General features: G+C 62.4%; 13 protein-coding genes and 1 pseudogene. 11 read left to right on the top strand and 3 right to left on the bottom strand.

The genetic code is table 11. The features are described from left to right. Window positions 1-5: 5 nt before the first annotated feature. The 3 genes from CFE428DRAFT_RS05760 to CFE428DRAFT_RS05750 all read left to right on the top strand — a co-directional run bounded on the left by CFE428DRAFT_RS05760 (window position 6) and on the right by CFE428DRAFT_RS05750 (window position 2,970). Window positions 6-764, top strand: a complete 759-nt coding sequence (locus CFE428DRAFT_RS05760) for a hypothetical protein (protein WP_042724499.1) — start codon at window positions 6-8, stop codon at window positions 762-764. Between the two features lies 1 nt (window position 765). Then, window positions 766-1,488, top strand: a complete 723-nt coding sequence (locus CFE428DRAFT_RS05755) for a metallophosphoesterase family protein (RefSeq protein WP_006978524.1) — start codon at window positions 766-768, stop codon at window positions 1,486-1,488. 525 nt (window positions 1,489-2,013) lie between these two features. After that, entirely contained in the window at window positions 2,014-2,970 is a 957-nt protein-coding gene (locus tag CFE428DRAFT_RS05750) for a glycosyltransferase family 9 protein (RefSeq protein WP_006978523.1), read from the top strand. 480 nt (window positions 2,971-3,450) lie between these two features. On the opposite strand, the gene CFE428DRAFT_RS05745 is transcribed toward CFE428DRAFT_RS05750, so the two are convergent. Together CFE428DRAFT_RS05745 and CFE428DRAFT_RS05740 are read right to left on the bottom strand one after the other, a co-directional pair. Beyond that, the gene (locus CFE428DRAFT_RS05745; RefSeq protein ID WP_006978522.1) at window positions 3,451-6,990 is read right to left on the bottom strand and encodes a tetratricopeptide repeat protein; all 3,540 of its coding nucleotides are present in this window, start codon (window positions 6,988-6,990) and stop codon (window positions 3,451-3,453) included. 407 nt (window positions 6,991-7,397) lie between these two features. Continuing rightward, window positions 7,398-8,813, bottom strand: coding sequence for a DUF3142 domain-containing protein (locus tag CFE428DRAFT_RS05740; protein ID WP_006978521.1), 1,416 nt, complete (start codon window positions 8,811-8,813; stop codon window positions 7,398-7,400). A 137-nt stretch (window positions 8,814-8,950) separates the two neighbouring features. Between CFE428DRAFT_RS05740 and CFE428DRAFT_RS33045 the strand changes: the two genes are divergently transcribed. Continuing rightward, window positions 8,951-9,436, top strand: a complete 486-nt coding sequence (locus CFE428DRAFT_RS33045) for a response regulator transcription factor (RefSeq protein WP_006978520.1) — start codon at window positions 8,951-8,953, stop codon at window positions 9,434-9,436. 126 nt (window positions 9,437-9,562) lie between these two features. On the opposite strand, the gene CFE428DRAFT_RS33040 is transcribed toward CFE428DRAFT_RS33045, so the two are convergent. Further along, on the bottom strand, window positions 9,563-11,017 hold the full coding sequence (locus CFE428DRAFT_RS33040) for a restriction endonuclease (RefSeq protein ID WP_049975556.1): 1,455 nt from the start codon (window positions 11,015-11,017) through the stop codon (window positions 9,563-9,565). 173 nt (window positions 11,018-11,190) lie between these two features. Here CFE428DRAFT_RS33040 and CFE428DRAFT_RS05725 point away from each other — a divergent pair, with 173 nt between their 5' ends. From CFE428DRAFT_RS05725 to CFE428DRAFT_RS05695, 7 genes and pseudogenes are all read left to right on the top strand, one after another. Then, entirely contained in the window at window positions 11,191-12,066 is an 876-nt protein-coding gene (locus tag CFE428DRAFT_RS05725) for a DUF2231 domain-containing protein (RefSeq protein ID WP_006978518.1), read from the top strand. Between the two features lie 525 nt (window positions 12,067-12,591). Continuing rightward, a complete protein-coding gene (locus tag CFE428DRAFT_RS05720) occupies window positions 12,592-13,734 on the top strand; it encodes an NAD(P)(+) transhydrogenase (Re/Si-specific) subunit alpha (protein WP_006978517.1) in 1,143 nt (380 codons plus the stop codon). Then, the gene (locus tag CFE428DRAFT_RS05715) at window positions 13,731-14,015 is read left to right on the top strand and encodes an NAD(P) transhydrogenase subunit alpha part 2 (RefSeq protein WP_006978516.1); all 285 of its coding nucleotides are present in this window, start codon (window positions 13,731-13,733) and stop codon (window positions 14,013-14,015) included. Before CFE428DRAFT_RS05720 ends, CFE428DRAFT_RS05715 begins: the two co-directional genes overlap by 4 nt. Beyond that, window positions 14,012-15,385, top strand: coding sequence for an NAD(P)(+) transhydrogenase (Re/Si-specific) subunit beta (locus tag CFE428DRAFT_RS05710; protein WP_006978515.1), 1,374 nt, complete (start codon window positions 14,012-14,014; stop codon window positions 15,383-15,385). Before CFE428DRAFT_RS05715 ends, CFE428DRAFT_RS05710 begins: the two co-directional genes overlap by 4 nt. 288 nt (window positions 15,386-15,673) lie before the next feature. After that, on the top strand, window positions 15,674-16,891 hold the full coding sequence (locus tag CFE428DRAFT_RS05705) for an ISL3 family transposase (RefSeq protein WP_006978514.1): 1,218 nt from the start codon (window positions 15,674-15,676) through the stop codon (window positions 16,889-16,891). A 73-nt stretch (window positions 16,892-16,964) separates the two neighbouring features. Beyond that, window positions 16,965-17,348: a sensory rhodopsin transducer gene (locus tag CFE428DRAFT_RS05700; protein WP_042724495.1), complete on the top strand. Its 384-nt coding sequence runs from the start codon at window positions 16,965-16,967 to the stop codon at window positions 17,346-17,348. A gap of 14 nt (window positions 17,349-17,362) precedes the next feature. After that, window positions 17,363-19,152, top strand: a pseudogene (locus CFE428DRAFT_RS05695) (thiamine pyrophosphate-requiring protein). Window positions 19,153-19,155: the final 3 nt, after the last annotated feature.

Here is a 19,155-nt window from a genome sequence, read left to right as displayed (position 1 = left end):
GGCGGATGGTCATCGCCATTCTGGTGCTGCTCGTTTTTGGGGCAGTGCGGATGCCCTTTGAGGCGGAGCTCGAAAAGGAGCACAAGGCCGCCTATTTCCACGGGGCCAAGCTGGATCTTTCGTTGCGGGAAAAGATCGGGCAAATGGGCTTCCTGGCGGCTCTCAGCGGGTTCCGCGCCTTTGTGGCGGATGTCCTCTGGATTCACGCCCATGTGCTCTGGGAACGGACGGAATGGGGGGCCATGAAGGTCGATTTCGATGCCGTGACCTCCCTCCAGCCGCGTTGCGTGCTCTTTTGGAGCCAGGCCGCCTGGCATATGGGCTTCAATGCCAGTGTCGCCGCCTTTGAGGACCCGAAACAGCCCCGGGAGGCCCTGCGCCTGAAGGCCCAGCATGAATACTTCAAGCTTGGAGAAGATTACCTCCTGCACGGGATCGAAAACAACCCGGACGTCTACAATCTCTACGCCGACCTGGCGCTGCTCTACGAGATGAAGTTCAAGGACCACTGCAAGGCGGCGGAGTATTACGCCAGGACCGCCGCCTTCAAAAATGCCCCGGTCTTTTACCACCGTTTTCAGTATTACGAACTGGCCCAATGCCCCGGTCACGAGCGCGAAGCCTACGAGGCATTACTTAAGCTCTACAAAGAAGGCGAAAATGAACGTTTACCGACTTTGCTAAAATGGCTCGGCATCTTGCAGGAAAAATTGAATGTTCCTGCGGACCAGAAGATTTATATTCCTCCGGCTCCCAACCCCTGACATGCGCTTTGCAATTTTTGGAGACATTCACGCCAACCTCGAGGCCCTCCAGGCCGTCCTCGCGGACGCCCTGAAGCACGAGGTGACACACTACGTGTGCCTTGGTGATGTCGTCGGCTACAACGCCAATCCTCACGAGTGCCTCGAGATCGTTCGCAATCTCGAGTGCCCCGTGGTGAAGGGCAATCACGATGAACAGGCTTCCATCTCGGAGGAGCTCGAGGGTTTCAACCCGCTCGCCGAGGAAGCCATCAACTGGACCCGGCGTCAGCTCACGGATGCCGATAAACAGTGGCTCCGCGACTTGAAGATGGTGCGGCAGGTGCGCGATTTCACGATCGTCCACGCCACGCTCGATACCCCGCACAAGTGGGGCTACGTCTTCAATCAGCTCGATGCTGCGGCGAGTTTCAATTACCAGCACACGCAGGTGTGTTTCTACGGTCACACCCACGCGCCGCGCGCTTACATCCGTGACGGGTCGGTGAAGAGCCAGTTCCTCGACAAGCTCACCATTGAGCCGGGGAAAAAGTATTTCATCAATTGCGGCAGCGTGGGTCAGCCCCGCGATGGCGACTGGCACGCGGCTTATGTCCTCTACACGCCGGGCAAACAGCAGATCGAACTGCGCCGGCTCGAGTACGACATCTGGACCGCGCAAGACAAGATCGTCGCCGCCGGCCTGCCCCAGCGCCTCGCCGACCGCCTCGCGCTCGGGAAATAGCGCGCGCATGCGCGTGCTGAAGAGCTGTAATCCTGCGCAGAGCGAACGGCCGCGCCGCGGACGCTTGCGTTCCTGGAGTGCAGCTGTCCCTTTTAAGCATCACCCCTATCTCGGTTGGTGCATCGAGTCTGGTCTGGCGAAGCGGCAGTCTGTCCCGAAGGGACAATGGAATTTAGCCGGTGTGCAAGCCGGTGAGCTTCAGGCGAACAGGCGCAGCCACCGGAACTGCGTTCCTCCAAGGGACCGCCCTGATGGGGCGGAGGAATCTCTCGCGGGCGAAGGATTCCCGCGCCGCCTCCGGGGCGCATGCGGGTGGGGGGCGTGTTCCGGGGGTGTCGCTCGCAAGCTCGCTGTACCCCCGGCTAAATTCCTTTGTCCCTCCGGGACAGCCTGCCTCTGCACCGCGGCGACTTCGTCGCGGTCGTGGAAGATGTGGGTAATGCTTGGAGGCCCGCGCCGCCTTTCGAGTGCCGATACCCAAAGCGGCAGGGGACTGCCGCACTCCAAAACGCTGTCGCGGAACGCATGACGCCCCGCGACATCCTCATCATCAAGCCGAGCTCCCTCGGTGATGTCGTGCACACGCTGCCCGCGGTGGCGTTGATTAAAAAGCATTGGCCCAATGCTCGCCTGCGCTGGCTGGTGAATCCCGAATGGGCGCCGCTCCTCGAAGGCAACCCTGACATCGACGAAACGCTGATCTTCCCGCGCCAGCAATTCCGCGGTCTGCGTGGAATCCTGCGTTTTCCCGGATGGGCGCGTGATTTCGGCCGCCGTCATCCGGCCGGTCTCGTCCTCGATTTCCAATGCCTGCTCCGCAGCGGCCTCATCGCCCGGCAGAGCTGCGCGCCCGGTGGCCGCATCGTCGGCCTCTCCGATGCCCGGGAAGGGGCAGGCCTTTTCTACCATCAAAAGGTCGATGTCACCGGCATCGCCCACGCCGTCGATCGCTATCTCGCGCTGGTCTCCGCGCTTGGTATTCCCATCACGCAACCGCTCGAGTGGCCGCTACCTGCTGGCACCGCTCCCGTCGGTTTCCAGGAAACGCCGCCTTATCTCCTGCTGCACCCCTTCTCCCGTGGCGCCGGCAAATCGCTCACGCCCTCCGATGTCGCGGCCTTCTGCCAGGCGCTCGCGCCTACGCGTATCCTGCTCGTCGGCCGGAGTGAAGAAGCCGTGCCCGCCGCCGCCAATGTCGAAAACCTCCTCAACCGCACCACGCTTGCCGAGCTCATCTGGCTCATCCGCCGCGCGAACTTCGTGGTCAGCGTCGATAGCGGCCCGATGCACATCGCCGCCGCGCTCACTCCACGCCTGCTCTCCATCCACACGTGGAGCGATCCTGCCAAAGTCGGACCGTATCATCCCGAAGCGTGGGTCTGGAAGGACGGCCAATTGTTCCAGCGAAACCAGTCAGCAAGTCCCATGTACCAAGCGAAAGACCTGCCTGCGGTCGCGGATTTTATGAGGGCTCGCACCTGACCTTGCCGCCGGTTAGTTGCAGCCATTTTCGCGTCGCCAAGGAAGAAGAACCTGATTCACGGTGTGCGCACGGCACGGAAGCGCGAAGCGCTAGAAAAAAAGCCCGTCATCCTGAGCGAAGCGGGGAAGCATGGGCGGAGTCGAAGGACCTCCAATTTACGTGGGTTTTCGCGCGGAGCCGTGCGGTGGAGTTGAAACACGCGCCTTCGCTATTCACTTCGCAATACTCCCGACCTGGCTGGTGAAGAAGTGTTATCAATATCCGTGGGTAACGGTGGTGTGCCTAAGAGACGCGTGGTTACGCGCCGTAGGGTGGGAAGCTCCGCACGAAAACCCACGGAGATCAGAGGTCCTTCGACTCCGCCCATGCTTCCCCGCTCCGCTCAAGGATGACAGGTTTTTGGGCGCGCTTCGCGCGATATGGACCGTGCGCTCTCTGCAAGCGCGCCCATTCTTTCTTCGGTATCCCTGCGTTTAAAACTACTTCCCCGCCAGTTGTTGGCGCACCCAGCTCTTGAGATAGAGCAGCGCATGCTGACTCGAATTCTCCGTTAGATATTTGAGCAGGAACTCGCGGGCGCGTTTGTTTTCCTTGATCACCGCGAGGACGTCCATACGGCTTTTCTCGTCCGCCAATTGGTCGAAGATATCGCCCAGACGATCGGCGGCCTGGTGATTGAGCGCGGGATTGTCGTGCCCGTCGAGTTGCGCGAGCGTGAGTTCCAGCGCGGGCTTCCAATGGTCCAGCCGGAATTCCACCGCCGCGCGGTAGCTGCGGATGTCCGCCGCATAACGACCATGCGGGAACGCCTGGTCGTAAGCGTCGAACGTGGCGAGCACGCGCTTCGCATCAAAGGGCTCCTGCTGTGTGTAGGTCGGCTCCGAGCCGCCTTCCCAACGTGCCGCCCGTGGCCAGGTGACCATCTTGTCGAGTGCGACCTCTTCGGAAGCGTGATAGGTCGCCCGTGCGTGGAGCAGCAGCGCGGCTTCGCGCTTTTTGCTCTTCGGATACTTTTCTAGAAACGCCTGGGTCGCCTTTTCGAGCTGCGGATAATCGCGCGACCGATAGGTGTCCTCCTCCTTCTCCAGCCCCTGCTGGTTCTTGTCCTTCTCATTCAGCTTCACGAAGGTGAAGTGGTTCGCGATCACCGCGAGATTCAGGAACTCGAAATAGTCCGCCACCGGTTTCGTCGCCGGGTCGGCCAGCGCGGCGTTGATATCATTCTGCAAGGTTTTATCCGGGTCGTTGTTGCCGCGGTCGTCGTCAAAGCCGCCGCCACCGATGGCCGATTGATTCGTAAAACGAAAGCGGAGCGTCGCGTAACGTTTCCGCACCTCCGCGCCCGGATCCCGCTCCGAAAGAAAGAGCGCGAGGTCGTCGACGAGGTTCACCCAACGCGCATCGTAAAGACGGGAGTAAGCACGCCGCACCTGGGTTCGCAATGCCTCGGCCTTGGCCCGCACTTTGGTGACATCCGCCGCGCCGGCTTCGCTTTCGAGACTGGCGATCTGCGCGGTGAGCGCTTCGGGCGCGTTGGAATCGTCGGCGGCATCGATTTGGCCCAGGAGGGCATCCGAACCGGCGGTAACCACACCCGCCTGGCCGCGGGTGGGATGGCTCAGTTCGTCGGTCGTGCCTTCGTTTTTAATTGTGACGAAATCCCACCACACCGCATAGCGCTTCGCCTCCACGGAATCGGGGCATTCGGTGCGCAGGCGATCGTAGAGCTTGCGCGAGGTATCGCCCCATTTGCGGGCGACCGCGCGTTCGTAAGTATAGGGCGAGACATCCGCGATCAGCGGCATCGCCTTCATCGCCTTCCACAACACCGGCGCGTTTTGCGCGCCCGCTTGCGCGTCGGAAGCTTCCAGCCACCAGTTGAACGCGTGGCGAAGCTCGTCCCGATTTTCGAGGTCCAGCTTGTAGTTCCCTGCGGCGCCGATGAAGGGCGCGGCATCCACGCGCCGGCCATTCGCATCGGTCGCAAAGTCGATGTAGATCTTCTTGCGCCGCTCATCGGTATCGAGGGGATACGTCAGCAGCTTGCCGCGTGCTTCCGCCCAGGCATCGCCGAGTTTGGTGCACGCCGCCGCATGGGCCGCCGGATCTTTCGCGTCGCGCGCGGCGACTGTGAGCTTTTCCAGATTGGCCGCCACCAGCCCAAATTGCGCAGGCGTCAGGTATTTCTTCGCCTCGTCGAATTGCTCCCTGGCGAGCAGCCGTTGCGCGACGGGCTCGGTCAATTCCAGGCGGCGCACGGGATCGAGATTCGGCTGCTGTGCGGCGGCGGCAAGTTCTTCCACGGGCGCGAAATTCAGTAGCGTGTCGATGAGTGCGTTTACCTGATCGACGTCGATGCCGTAGGTGATCTGGTAATGCCGCGAATCCGAGTCCTCGAAATCCGGTTCCGGCTGATCCTTGTCGGTCTCCGGCTTTTTGTCGGCGTCGGGTCTCGGCGTGGGGTCTTTGTCCGCCGGCAGCAGTGAATGCAAGGCGATCACCGCTTCGCCGGCGCGGTGATCGTCCGTCAGCGCGAGCGCCAGGCGCAGCCGCGCGCCCTTCACCAGCGGGCTTTTCGGAAACTGGATGATCAAGGTCTCCAGCGTTTTCACGGCTTCGCCCGGCTGCTTCGCGCGGTGCTGGATCACGCCCCGCGCCATGAGCAGGTCGTCGCTCTTCCCAACCGCTGCACCGACCGACTGGAGAAGCTTCATCGCCTGATCCTGTTGCCCGGCGCCACTCGCTGCGTAGGCGAGCATCGCGAGATAGCGCGGCTTCCACTCGGCGTCTTGATACGAGGCGGCTTGCGCGGAGATGGCCGCCGCCAGGCGCGGCAGCACTTTCTTTCGCCAGCCGCGCACTTCCTCCACGGGATCGATCTTGCCGTTGTAGTTATCGGACTCCGCGGTGTTGACCACGAGATAGACCAGCGCCTGCGCGGCCTGCGGATGTTTCGCGACTTCGGCGAAGGCTTTGTCGTTGGGCTTCGAGGCGAGGTGTGAGAGACAGCGCTCGATCATCTTCGCGGCAGGATCGACGAGTTCCGGATGATCGGGCAAGTTGAGCTGCATCGCATAACAGCGCACCGCCTCGCCGTAGTCGCCGCCATCGTAGGCGAAGGCGCCCGCCCAACCCATGGCGTCGCCGAACAGCCGGCCGCGTGGGAATTTGGCAAAATACTCGTCCAGCAGCTTCTTTAGTTTCGCGCGTTCCGCGGGCACGACGTCAGTGGCGTCCAGATCGTAATTCTGGCTGCGGGATTTCCAGAGCTGGCAGCGGACGGCCATATATTGCGCGAACTCGGCGCGCGGGCTCTTCGGAAAATCCTTCACCACCTTTTGGAAGAAGACCTGACTCTGCGCGATGTTGTGCGCGCGATATTCCACCGCGCCGCGGAGATAGAGCCAGTGCGGCTTGAGCGCCGGCGAAGCCTTGGCGAGATGCCGCTCAAGATCGGCGACGAGTTCCGGATTCAACGGCGGCGGTTCGGCGCGCTCGGTGTCAGCGTCCTTGGTCGCCGGTTTTCCCGCCTGGAGGTTGATGCCGAAGCGGTCCGCCTGCTCGAGGCGCCATTCGAGATATTGCTGGGTCTCCGCGGCATCTGCCGCGCCGGCAAAGACATCGCGCACATCGTGGAGCAGGCTGAGCAGGTCGTTACTCCCGTGAGCGCGTGCGCTGAGGATCATCTTGTCGACTGCGGCGAGCGCCTCCGGGCCGGGCTTCTTCGTCAGCGCCAAAAGTTCCGTGGCGTGGTTCACCTCCGGCACTTCCGGCTGCGCCTTGGAAGTTTCGTCGATGACTTGCTCCGTCGTTTTCGCAGGAAGCTGATCCAGCTTGAGATAGTCCGACAAGGTCTGCAGCGGTTGCTCGTAAAAATCCCCGGTGGCCCAGGTTTGCGCCGTGAGCGCCACACAGGCCAGCGCCACGACGCTGCAGCCGAATCCCGTGAAGACGCGTCGGGCTCGCGGCAAATCGAGCCGTCGAGTTGCGGCAAAATGAGAGTGGGCATCATTAGTCATGGGCAATCCTCATTACGGGCGGCGGGCCCGATTCCTTACAGTTTTCCGGAGGGGTTTTTGACCGCGGCTTGCGCGGATTTCACGGATGAAAGGCTGCCGCGGCCTCTGCCAATCCGTGTCATCTGTGAAATCCGTGGTCCACCCATCTCCGGTGGTTGTTGACGTGCGAAATCTGGGCAGTGCCAATCCTAAAAATGTCCACCGCCTGCGGAGATTTTCTAACCGCGAATGGACGCCAATGAACACGAATAGGGGAGGAAGATGAAGGCGCTTTCCTCTTCGCGTCCATGCGCGGTCTTTTACCTCACCAACCCCTCGACACTTCTTCTCTGCGCCTCCGCGGCCTCTGCGTTCAAAAATTTCCTTGGTTGCGGCTCCCCCGCGTCGCGTCGGGCCGTAGAAATAACCTACTCCTTCACAAGCGGGTCGGCTGGCTGGACAGGTTTCCATGCGGTGGCGCCGTCGCAATTCAGGATGCGATAGCGAAGTTGGGCCAGCGTGGCTCCGGGGGCGAGTTGAAGCAAGCCGGTTTGCAATCGCGACCGAGCCGGTAGATGACTGAACCAGAATGTCAAACGCGTCGCCAGAGGCACGGCGACCGGCGTGGGCTTCTGCGCATCGGGATTGGCATGGCTGGTCACGCGCCAGAAATCGCCGGCCAGCGCATCGCGAAACAGCGGCGCCGGCGCATCGATTTCCAAGGCATAACCGCGGTCGAGATCGCCCTTCGCGCCGGCCAGTCGCGCGGGCAGATCGTGCTCCGAATCATTGACCAGCGTGAGCCGATCCTCCGACTCGGCACGCAAGACCAGGTGTGGTGGTTCTGCCGAGGAAAGCGTGGTCAGATCGGCTACCGACCAGCCGGACGGATCGGTCTCGTCGGCGAGACGGAAGAAGATCGCGCCCTTGGCACCCGCATCGTGGGCCTCGGCAAAGACCTTCGCCAGCGCCGCACGATCGACCAAGCGCGAGACCACGATGTCTTCCTGCGCCACAGCCGTGCGGGCTACGCGGACGTCGCGATCGGCGCGGAAGAGCGTCACGCCCAAGTATGTCGGCCCGAGCGTGTGGAGGTTTTGATGAAAACAGAAATCGTCCCATGCCCAATTGGGAATTTGTCCGCGCGAGAGGCCGGTGTGATCGAACACCGTGAGCCTCGCAAACGACGGCAGGCCCGCGCGCCAGGGGGTCGGACAGACGCTCCAAGTGTGCAGCGCGGCGGTGACCTTTTCCGGATCGAGCAGGGGCGGCGGCGGGGCGGTGACGCTTACGCCAGTGGGGTCGGCCTGCATGTCGTAAAACATCGGGGCGATCTCCTCGACGCTGGCCGCCAGGGCCGGGAAGCCGCGGAGATTTGGCCAACGGGTGAGCGCGGTGATGGAAAGATGCGGAATGGTGCGACGCAGATTGGCCAGCGCCGTGGCGTAGGCTTCCAGCAAGCGATCCGGGCAATCGAAATCGAGCTGCAACTCGCCATTGCCGGCGACGCTGCGCAGAGCCGTGGTGAGCGCGGGAATCGCCGTCGCCGCGAATGGGGCTTTCTCCTCACTGCTGAGGCGCACGACCGGCACGAGGTGATAGCCGGATGCGAGGCCTTTAAGCGGCAGCGGGGCGGCCTTCCATCGCCATGTGCCGCGGCGGTTCTGCAATTCGCCGACGCTCCAGTAGAGCGTGTGCACGTCCTGTTTCGAGAGGTCGTCCTTCTCCTCGGTCGTGAGCGGTTGCGTGCGATGCCAGACCCAATAGGCGCGCTCCAGGTTTTCCGCTCGCAGCCCGGTTGTTATGAGGAGGGCGAACGCAAGACTGACAAGGAAGCGACGCATGTCTGTGGTATAGCACGTTTCGCGCAAGCGCGCTGGTGGGAATCTGGCCGGTTTTCGGGCCGTCCAGTGAATTGGGTTCTGGTGGGCGGTTGGTACGCCAGTTGCGGCAATTAGGATTGCAGCCTTTATTCCCATCCATGCCCGGCGACTTGCTGAAATTCCCCGACGTCTCAAAGATTTTTCCCCAAACTGAACAGCAGAAGGTCAAGCCGCTGCAGGTTCAGAGTTTGGGAGATCGGCCGCGCGTGCTCCTGGCCGATGACGACCCGGTGCATTCGCTGACCGTTTTCCATTTCCTCTCCCAAGCGGGTTTCGAGGTGGTGGTCGCAGTCACGGGGACCGACGCCATCAATGAACTCCGCAAGCCGGGCCATCCGCCGGTGGCCATTCTGCGGGCCAAGCTGCCGGGCATGAGCGGACTCGAGATCTGCGAGCGAATGCGCGATGCCGCCAAGGATGTCTATCTCATCGTCTACGCCGAGGCGCCGCCTGCCGGGGAAATCGTGGCCGGACTGGAAGCCGGCGCGTCGCTTTACCTCTCCAATGCGGTCCTGCCGGAGGTGCTGCTCGCGTATGTGAAGGTCGGCACGCGCATTATGGGCCGCCTGCAGCAGGAAGGGTAGAAAAGGCGGCGGCGGCATCCTGCCGCTGGGTTTTGAACGATCAGCGGCAGGGATGTTGCCACTATGCTGTCTCGGCGTCGTGTTTGGATTCGACGGCCATAGACCACTCCAGGCGAAAGGGCCGGTTCAACTCGCCGCCGAGCTCGGCAGCAGATCCAGCCGCGGCTCGCGACGGCCGGGGCAGCGTGGATGGTTGCGGCAGCCCCACGATGGCGTGCCATTGGCGCGATTGTGCCGGATGACCATGGTGTTGTGGCAGACCGGGCACTCCGGATCGAAGATGCGCGCGTGGGCGATGAAATCATCGATCCACGAGGAAACGGCGCAGAGGTTCTCGCCCGGCTTGGCAACGGCGGCGATCTTCGCGGCGACCGCGCTGCCGTCCAGGAGTTCGATCCCCTTGGCCGGTGCGAAGTCGAGTGCATCCGGAGTGAAGATGCCCATGGTGACGAGGATACCGTGCGGTGCGCCGCCGGCGGCCATCGCGCCGTAAAAGTCGCGGGCCTCGCGGGCTGTCACGCGCACAGCGGTCCAGTGCTTGCACTGCACCAGCGTCGTTTCCGAATCGCGGCGCAGCATGAGATCGATGCCATCGTCGGTATTGAGCGCCGCGGAAAGCTCGATGGTGTAACCTTCGCGTCGAAAGATTTCGCCGATGAGCAATTCGACCTGATCGCTGCGCAGGGAATCCAGACCCGCCGGTGCACTTGAAGCGGCACCGGGAGAATCCACGGCGGCCACTTTCAACGAGGGGGGCTTTGCTGTCCGCGACCGCCACTTGAAATAATAGAACCCGCCGAGGACGAAGGCCACGAGGCAAGTTAGCGAGCCGATCGCATAGCCAAGGAGATTGGGGTCATCGCCGGTGGCGGCGCCGGGAGATTGGGTGGCCGGGGCATTTGCTGCCGGGGACTCCGGCTTGGGCTCCGGAGCCCCGTTCGCGGCCGCTGGCTGCAACTCGGCCGATTTGAGCTTCGGCAATGGATGCTCCGGTGCCGCGGGTGCGGGTGCGGGCGCTGGTGCCGGCGGATCCGCCACCGGCAGATCCGGTTCCACTGCGGTGAGCTGTCTCGGGAAACTGGGTGCCTTTGTGTAAGTCGGCGGAGCTGCAAATGCCACGGGCGCACCCGTCGGCTGCGGTGTCCCGGGCGCCACGACTTTCGGCCCCTGCTGATAAGCGGCCGCCAATCCGGCGGCCTGGAAAACCATGCTCAACGGTCGCACCCGCGCGCACGTGGCCGAGGCCCCATCATCGCGCGCCCATTGCCGGGCGAGGCCGGTCGCCGTCGAAGTCTCCTTCCAGCGGCGCACCCCGCCATTGGCTTCGAGCAGCGAGGCGATTTCCGAAGCCTGCAGATACCAATTGCGCCGGTAGGTGATCTTCCCGACCACATCGCCCTGAAATTCGAGCTGCGCCGACCAGCCTTCCCAAAAATACGCCGCCAGGTTGCGCGCGTGATCTTCCGCTCCCGGGGCCCCATTTTGCTTTAGCAATTGCGCCTTGGTCTCGCCGAGCTCCAGCGCCTGCGCACACTGCGCGGCGGCGCAGAAAAGCGCCAGGCGGAGCGCAAAGCGGGACATTTGGGCACAGAACATCGTCCGGGGTAAAAAGCAAGATGCTGACCACTGGCCAGAAAGAATGATACGGAAAGTCCCGATGCTTACGTTTTTACGTAACGCCTTTCAGCACAGTTGCGGCTCGAGAGAAACCGCACTAAGAATCCCGTCCCTCTTCTCATTACCCCTGTATCCGAATGAAGTTTTTTCTGCCCCTGACTGTTCTATTGCTGGCGCTGGCCAGCTTCGTGCGGGCCGCAGATGACCCGGCGGAAGGGGTCAAGGCGGCCACCAAAGTACGCGAGATTTTTGAAGCCAAGTGTCTGGACTGCCACGGGCCGGAACTGCCCCGCCCGAAGGGAAAATTCGGCTACGTCCTCGATCTGAAGCGGGTGGCCGACAACCCGGACTACATCGAGCGCGGGAAGCCGGATAAATCCGATCTCTTCAAAATGGTCGAGGACGATGAGATGCCCGGCGAAGACGCCAACGTCCCGCCGCTGACCCGGGACGAAAAGGACATCGTCAAGCGCTGGATCGAACTCGGCGCCCCCGATGCCCCGCAGGTCGCCGGTGAAACCACGAGTGCCGCGCCGAAGACGGCGGAAGCCAAGCAACTCATGCCTTTCTGGAAGCGGTTGCTGCGCTACATCGGGCGTATGCATCCTGTCTCCACCCACTTTCCGGTGGCGCTCATGTTCGTCGCCGTGTTCGCCGAAGGCATCGCCTGGTGGACCCGCCGCGATTCGTGGCTGCAGACCGTGCGGTTCCTCGTCGTCCTCGCCGCGCTCGGCGCCATTTCGGCGGCGGCGCTGGGCTGGATCAATGCCTATTTCGCCAGCTATGTCGGCCAGGCGGCGCCAATCCTGAAATGGCATCGCTGGCTCGGCACCGGCACCGCCATCTGGGCGGTTGTCTGCGCCGCTCTCGCGATGATCCACGAATGCCGTGAAGGCACCACCGAACGCCAACGCCTCCGCGGCGCCCTCCTCCTCGGCGCCTTCCTGGTCGGCGTCAGCGGCTTCCTCGGCAGCGCGCTCATCTACGGGCTGGATCACTACGCTTGGAATTGATTTCGGGGTTGTCCAGGGTCAGGCTCGGATACGATTGTCTGGTTGATCTTGCCACTTCCTTTCGCCTGGCGAAGGTGTCGCTGCGGGTAAGTGGCTGACTGTCCCGGAGGGACAACGGAATTTAGCCGGGGGTAAAGCGAGCTTGCGAGCGACACCCCCGGAACACGCCCAACACGCATGCGCCCCGGAGGTGGCGCCGGAATGCTTCGCCAACGAGATGTTCCTCCGCCCCTTCAGGGCGGGCCCGTGGAGAGACGCAGATCCGGTGGCTGCGCCTGGTTCGCCTGAAGCTCACCAGGCTTGCACACCGGCTAAATTCCGTTGTCCCTCCGGGACAGTTTGCCGCCGCGCCGCGATGCCGAGGGTATGAAGGTGATCATGCGCATTCCTCAGTCCTGCGCTGCTCAATAAAAAACGCAACTGACACGGCGTTGGGAACCGATAGTATCGCGAACCAACCCTCATGCACGGCCTTCGCGACCACGTCCGAGCAAACTGCATTTCTCCCTCGGAGCGTTGCTTCTTGTGACGACCACGGTTGCTGTTCCCAAGGAAACTCAGGCGGGGGAAACGCGTGTGGCGCTCATCCCGGAGCACGTGGCGAAATTGGTGAAACTGGGGGCGTGTGTGGAAGTGGAATTGGGCGCGGGGCTCGGCTCGGGACATCGCGATGAAGCTTACACGGCGGCGGGGGCGACGGTGGTTGCGGACCGCGCGAAGCTGCTGGCCGCGGCGGATATCGTGGTCACGGTGCGCAAACTTTCCGGTGAGGAAGTCGCCACGTTGCGCCGGGGCACGGTACTGGCCGGGTTGCTCGATCCCTTTCTCTCGCCCGCCCTCATTACCAAGCTGTCGGCCAGCGGCGTGAGCGCGATCAGCATGGAACTGATCCCGCGCTCCACTCGCGCGCAGAAGATGGATGTGCTTTCCTCGCAGGCGAGCCTGGCGGGTTACGCGGCCGTGATCATCGCCGCGGAGCAGTCGGACAAGATTTTCCCGATGATGATGACCCCGGCGGGGACGATCATGCCTGCGCGCGTGTTCATCATCGGCGCGGGTGTGGCGGGGTTGCAGGCCATCGCCACGGCGAAACGGCTCGGTGCCAAGGTGGAAGCCTATGACACGCGCCCGGTGACAGAGGAGCAGGTGCGCTCGCTCGGCGCCCGCTTTTTGAAGATCGATCTCGGCGAGACCGGCCAGACCGCGCAGGGCTACGCCAACGTGCTCACCGAGGAGCAGCTCAAGCTCCAGCGCGCGGCGATGAAACGCGTCTGCGCGGAGTCCGATATCGTCATCACCACCGCGCAGGTCTTCGGCCGCCGCGCGCCCATCCTGGTGACGAGCGAGATGCTCGATGCCATGCGCCCCGGCAGCGTGGTCGTAGACCTCGCAGTGGAGAACGGCGGCAATGTGGAGGGCGTGGAAGCTGGGCGGATCGCCGATCGTCGCGGAGTGAAGATCGTCGGCCTGCCCAACCTGCCCGCCTGTGTGCCGGTGCATGCCAGCCAGATGTATTCGGCCAATGTCACCGCGCTGCTCGAGGAATTCTGGGACCGCGAGGCGAAGGTGCTGCGCTTGAATTTCGACGACGAGATCATCAAGGGCTGCGTTGTCACCCACGGCGGAAAAATCGTGAACGAAAAACTCGCCTCCCTCGCAACCTCATGAGCGTCGAAGTCCTCACCTTTTTCGTCTTCATCCTCGCGATCTTTCTCGGCTTCGAGCTCATCTTCAAGGTGCCCTCGATGCTGCACACGCCGCTCATGTCGGGGACAAATGCCATTCACGGCATCATCCTCGTCGGCGGCATGCTCGCGCTGGCCGGCGCGGACGGCACCCTCGAGCGCGTGCTCGGCTTCGTGGCCGTGGTCCTCGGCGCGGCCAATGTGTTCGGCGGCTTTATGGTCACGGATCGCATGTTGCAAATGTTCCGGAAGAAAAAGCGATGAGCACGCCGATCGCCCTCGCCTTCCTCGCCGCGTCGGTCCTCTTCATCATCGGCATCAAGCTGCTCAGCTCGCCGAAGAGCGCGCGGGCGGGTAATCTCGTGGCCGCGGTGGGCATGCTCATCGCGCTCGTGGCCACGCTGCCGCTCATGCACGTCTCGGCGGTCAATGCGACGCTCATCGTCGTGGGTGTGCTCGTCGGTCTGATCGTTGGCGCGGTCGGCGCGTATCGCGTGAAGATGACGGCCATGCCGCAGATGGTCGCGCTCTTCAATGGCGCCGGTGGTGGCGCTGCGGCGCTGGTCGCGGCGATTGAATTCGCCGGTCATCCCGGCAGCACCTTCTTCGTCTCCGCGATGATCTTCGCCTCGGTCATCGGTGCGGTCTCTTTCTCCGGCAGCATCATCGCCTTCGCCAAGCTCGAGGGACATCTGGAGAAACCGCTCACCTATCCCGGCCAGCAATTTGCCAATGGCGGATTGGTGCTGGCCGTCGTCGTGCTCGGCGTCCTCCTCACCAGCACGCTGCATAGCATCCCGCTCTTCGTCGTCTTCATCGTCCTCGCGCTGCTCTTCGGCGGGCTGATGGTCCTGCCCATCGGCGGTGCGGATATGCCGGTGGTCATCTCACTGCTCAATTCCTTCACCGGTCTCGCCGTCGCCGCGGATGGGTTCGCCATCTCCAATCTCGCCCTCATCGTCGCGGGCACGATCGTCGGTTCCTCCGGCACGCTGCTCACCCTCGCCATGTGCAAGGCGATGAATCGCCCGGTGACCAACGTGCTCTTCGGCGCCTTCGGCCAGGCGAGCACCGGTGCCGGTGGCGAAACCGCCAGCGGCGGGACGGTAAAGCCGATCCAGGCCGATGAAGCCGCGCTGCTTCTCGGCCTCGGGCAACACATCGTCATCGTCCCCGGCTACGGCCTCGCCGTCGCGCAGGCGCAACACCAGGCCCGTCAGCTCGCCGATGAACTCGCCCAGCGCGGCGTCGAAGTGAGCTTTGCCATTCACCCCGTCGCTGGCCGCATGCCCGGCCACATGAACGTCCTCCTCGCTGAGGCCAATGTGCCCTACGAACAGCTCATCGAGATGGAGCAGATCAACCCGCAAATGCCGCGGGTCGATGTCTGCCTGGTCATCGGCGCCAACGACGTCGTCAACCCCGCCGCGCACGAAGACAAATCGAGTCCCATCTACGGCATGCCCATCATCGAGGCCGAGAAAGCGCGCATGGTCATCGTCCTCAAACGCTCCATGGGCAAAGGCTTCGCCGGTATCGAAAACCGCCTCTTCGTCCGCGACAACTGCCGCATGCTCTTCGGCGACGCCCGCGCCTCCCTGCAAGAACTCGTGACGCTGGTGAAGGCGGGGTAGGCCGGTTTGGGAAACCGATTCCGAATCACGGAAAGCGCTGGGAAAACTATAGTCGGGATCATCATCCTTCCGCCTTCATCCTTCATCCCTTTCTTCCTCTTCGGCCGGGCCGCGGGCCAAGGAATTTTGGCTCCTCGCTATTTTGAGTGGGAAGATGGCGGCGTTGCGGGTTGGAAGAGGATCAGGGAACCACGGTTCCCCGAACCCCTCCTCTAGGGGGAACAGAGGTCGGCTGGTGAGGAACCGGGAGATTGACGAGGGGCTGGGATTGAGGGGCAATAGGGGGAAATGGATGCCAAGGAACTCTTCACGCTCGCGCTGCAACTGACCCCGGAATGGAAAGTCAGCGACTGCCAATTGGACCAAGAAGCACACCGCTTAACGCTCAAACTGGACTTTGTGGCTGGGAGCAAATTTTGCGCACCTGGAGCGGAGCATCAGTTGCTTTGCCCGGTGCACGACACGGTGGAGAAGAGCTGGCGGCATCTGAATTTTTTCCAATACCAGACCGAATTGGTAGCCCGAGTGCCGCGGGTGAAGACGCCGGAGGGTAAGGTAGTGCAGGTGGAGGTGCCTTGGGCGCGACCTGGCAGTGGGTTTACCTTGATGTTCGAAGCTTGGGCGATGCTGCTGTGCACCCAGATGCCGGTCTTGGAAGTGGGCGCACTTTTGGGCGAAGAGGACACGCGCCTGTGGCGTTTAGTGGCGCACTATGTGGAAGCGGCGCAGGCGCGGCGCAGTTGGACCCAAGTGCGCCGGCTGCTGATCGATGAGACCAGTGCGCGGCGTGGGCATCGCTATGTGACCAATTTCGTGGATGCCCAGACGCGGGAACTGCTCTTCTTGAGCGAGGGCCGGGAGAGCGAGGCGGTGGGCGCTTTTGTCCGCGAACTGGGGGCGCATGGCGCCGTGCCCGAGCAGATCGAGTTGGTGGCCATGGATATGAGCCCGGCCTATCGCAAAGGAGTGCGGCAATATCTGCCCAAGGCCCGGATCGTTTTCGATCGTTTTCATCTCATGCAGATGGCCGGCAAAGCACTCGATGACGTGCGCAAGCAACTGCGCCGTGAAGGGGCCGAACTGGCCGGTGAACTTTGGGCGATCCGAGGCAACAGTTGGACGCGCTCGGAGGAACAACTCGCACACCGCCAGCAACTCTGCACCCAATATCCCAAACTGGGCCGGGCCATGATGTTGCGCGAAACCTTCCAGGACGTGCTGGCCGGCGAAGATGCGGTGGCCCTGCGCTGGTGGGTGACTCGTGCCAGACGATCTCGATTGGTCCCCTTTCGCAAACTGGCCGACAGCGTCATGGAACATTGGGACGGGATCGTGGCTTTCCTGGAAACCCGTGTCACCAACGGCGTAATCGAGGCGATCAACGGTCTGCTCCAACTGGCCAAACGCATGGCTCGCGGCTTTCGTTCTTTCCGCAACTTCCGCCTCATGGCTCTGCTTAAAGCCGGCCGCCTCCAACTTCACCTCCCCTCCCTTTCACCCACTTAAAACAGCGAAGCGGCAAAAAATTCAACAAGCCGAAAGACATCCTCTCATTTGCCCTGTGACGAACTACAGGGGCATGAGCCAGTTCGCCGTCGGTCGAAAACGTTGGGCCATCGCCGAGGGATATATTCCCGGCCAAAGCCACGGTCCTGAACCTGAAATGGAGAGCCACGAAGCCGCGTGCTTCCTCAACGCCGCGGAGACCGACGCCCATATCTTGATCACCGTTTTTTTCGAAAAGCGCGAACCGGTTGGGCCATATCGCCTCACGGTGCCCGCGCGCCGAACACTGCATGTCCGCTTCAATAATCTCACCGATCCGGAGCCGATCCCGCGCGATACACCGTACGCGAGTTTGATCGAGAGCGATGTCCCCGTCGTCGTCCAGCACACCCGGCTCGATTCCCGCCAGTCGGCGAACGCGCTGCTCAGCACCGTCGCCTTTCCCTGCAACGAATAACCCATTTTAATTCCATGAGCGAAACTGTCAGCGACCATCTGATCAAGCGCATCACCGAGTGGGGGTTGAAGCGCATCTACGGCTTCCCGGGAGACGGGATTAACGGCATCATCGGGGCGATCGCGCGCGCCGGTGATAAAATCGACTACATTCAAGTGCGCCACGAAGAAATGGCCGCCTTCATGGCCTGCGCGCACTACAAATTCACCGGCGAGGTGGGCATCTGTCTGGCGACCAGCGGGCCGGGCGCGATCCATCTTTTGAATGGCCTTTACGATGCGCGAATGGATCACGCGGGAGTCGTAGCCATTGTCGGGCAGCAGGCGCGCGCGGCGATGGGGGGCGACTATCAGCAGGAAGTGGATCTCACTTCGCTCTTCAAGGATGTGGCCCGGGCATTACGTCCCAAATGGCCATATCCCCGGCGCAGATTCGCCACATGGTGGATCGCTCCATTCGCATCGCCATGGCCGAGCGCACGGTGACCTGCATCATCCTGCCGAACGATCTGCAGGAACTCGAGGCCATGGAAACGCCTCCGCGCAAGCATGGGACCGTCCATTCCGGTGCGGGATACTCCTCGCCGCGCATCATTCCGAAGGATGTAGATCTGCATCGCGCCGCTGACGTCCTCAATGCCGGGGAAAAAGTGGCGATGCTCGTGGGCGCCGGCGCGCTCGGCGCCACGGACGAAGTCATCCAGGTTGCGGACTTGCTCGGCGCGGGTGTTTCGAAAGCGCTCCTCGGCAAAGCCGTGATTCCCGACGATCTCCCGTATTGCTGTGGCCCGATCGGGTTGCTGGGGAGCAAGCCGAGTTGGGATTTGATGATGGAGTGCGACACGCTCTTCATGGTCGGTTCATCGTTTCCGTATTCCGAATTTCTGCCCCAGGAAGGAAAAGCGCGCGGGGTGCAGATCGAGATCGATCCGAAGCTGGTCTCCATCCGTTTCCCGATGGAGGTGAGCCTGATCGGCGATAGCGCCGAAACCTTGCGCGCCTTGATTCCGTTGTTGAAACGAAAGACCGATCGCTCCTGGCGCGAGCGGATCGAGAAGGGGATCAAGGAGTGGTGGGAGGTGCTCGAGGCGCGGGCGATGAACGACGCCAATCCGATCAATCCCCAACGCGTTTTTTGGGAGTTGTCCAAACGTTTGCCGGACCGCTGCATTCTGTCCTCGGATTCCGGTTCCGCGGCCAACTGGTATGCGCGCGATATCAAGATTCGTCGCGGCATGATGGCTTCGCTCTCCGGTAATCTCGCGACCATGGGACCGGGCGTGCCTTACGCCATCGCGGCCAAGTTTGCTTTCCCCGATCGCGTCGCCATCGCACTGGTGGGGGATGGAGCGATGTTGATGAATGGGATCAATGAACTGGTCACCATCGCCCACGAGTGGAAGAACTGGAGCGATCCGCGGCTCATCGTCCTGGTGCTCGCGAATCGTGACTTGAACCAGGTCACCTGGGAGCAGCGCGTGATGATGGGAGATCCGAAATACAATCCGTCGCAGATCGTGCCGGAGTTTGGCTTTGCTCGCTATGCGGAGTTGCTCGGCCTGGAGGGGATTCGAGTAGAAAAGCCGGATCAGATCGGACCGGCTTGGGACCGCGCCTTGTCGGCGAATCGCCCGGTGGTTTACGAGGTGCTGACCGATCCCGAAGTGCCGCCGCTTCCACCGCACATTACTTTCGAGCAGGCGGTCAAATTCTCGGAGTCACTCATCCGGGACACGTCCGCACCGGCGATGATTCGAGGCGCTTTCAAGGACGCGGTGGAAAGTCTCATCCCACACAAGAGCTGAGGT

Source organism: Chthoniobacter flavus Ellin428 (assembly GCF_000173075.1).
Lineage (GTDB): Bacteria > Verrucomicrobiota > Verrucomicrobiia > Chthoniobacterales > Chthoniobacteraceae > Chthoniobacter > Chthoniobacter flavus.
Note: the sequence above shows the minus strand (reverse complement) of the source record. Positions and strands in the feature narration are given on the sequence as shown.

Coding starts and splice junctions, on each gene's coding strand:
- CFE428DRAFT_RS05760 (WP_042724499.1), top strand. CDS start 6: ATGGTCATCGCCATTCTGGTGCTGCTCGTTTTTGGGGCAGTGCGGATG.
- CFE428DRAFT_RS05755 (WP_006978524.1), top strand. CDS start 766: ATGCGCTTTGCAATTTTTGGAGACATTCACGCCAACCTCGAGGCCCTC.
- CFE428DRAFT_RS05750 (WP_006978523.1), top strand. CDS start 2,014: ATGACGCCCCGCGACATCCTCATCATCAAGCCGAGCTCCCTCGGTGAT.
- CFE428DRAFT_RS05745 (WP_006978522.1), bottom strand. CDS start 6,990: ATGACTAATGATGCCCACTCTCATTTTGCCGCAACTCGACGGCTCGAT.
- CFE428DRAFT_RS05740 (WP_006978521.1), bottom strand. CDS start 8,813: ATGCGTCGCTTCCTTGTCAGTCTTGCGTTCGCCCTCCTCATAACAACC.
- CFE428DRAFT_RS33045 (WP_006978520.1), top strand. CDS start 8,951: ATGCCCGGCGACTTGCTGAAATTCCCCGACGTCTCAAAGATTTTTCCC.
- CFE428DRAFT_RS33040 (WP_049975556.1), bottom strand. CDS start 11,017: ATGTCCCGCTTTGCGCTCCGCCTGGCGCTTTTCTGCGCCGCCGCGCAG.
- CFE428DRAFT_RS05725 (WP_006978518.1), top strand. CDS start 11,191: ATGAAGTTTTTTCTGCCCCTGACTGTTCTATTGCTGGCGCTGGCCAGC.
- CFE428DRAFT_RS05715 (WP_006978516.1), top strand. CDS start 13,731: ATGAGCGTCGAAGTCCTCACCTTTTTCGTCTTCATCCTCGCGATCTTT.
- CFE428DRAFT_RS05710 (WP_006978515.1), top strand. CDS start 14,012: ATGAGCACGCCGATCGCCCTCGCCTTCCTCGCCGCGTCGGTCCTCTTC.
- CFE428DRAFT_RS05705 (WP_006978514.1), top strand. CDS start 15,674: ATGGATGCCAAGGAACTCTTCACGCTCGCGCTGCAACTGACCCCGGAA.
- CFE428DRAFT_RS05700 (WP_042724495.1), top strand. CDS start 16,965: ATGAGCCAGTTCGCCGTCGGTCGAAAACGTTGGGCCATCGCCGAGGGA.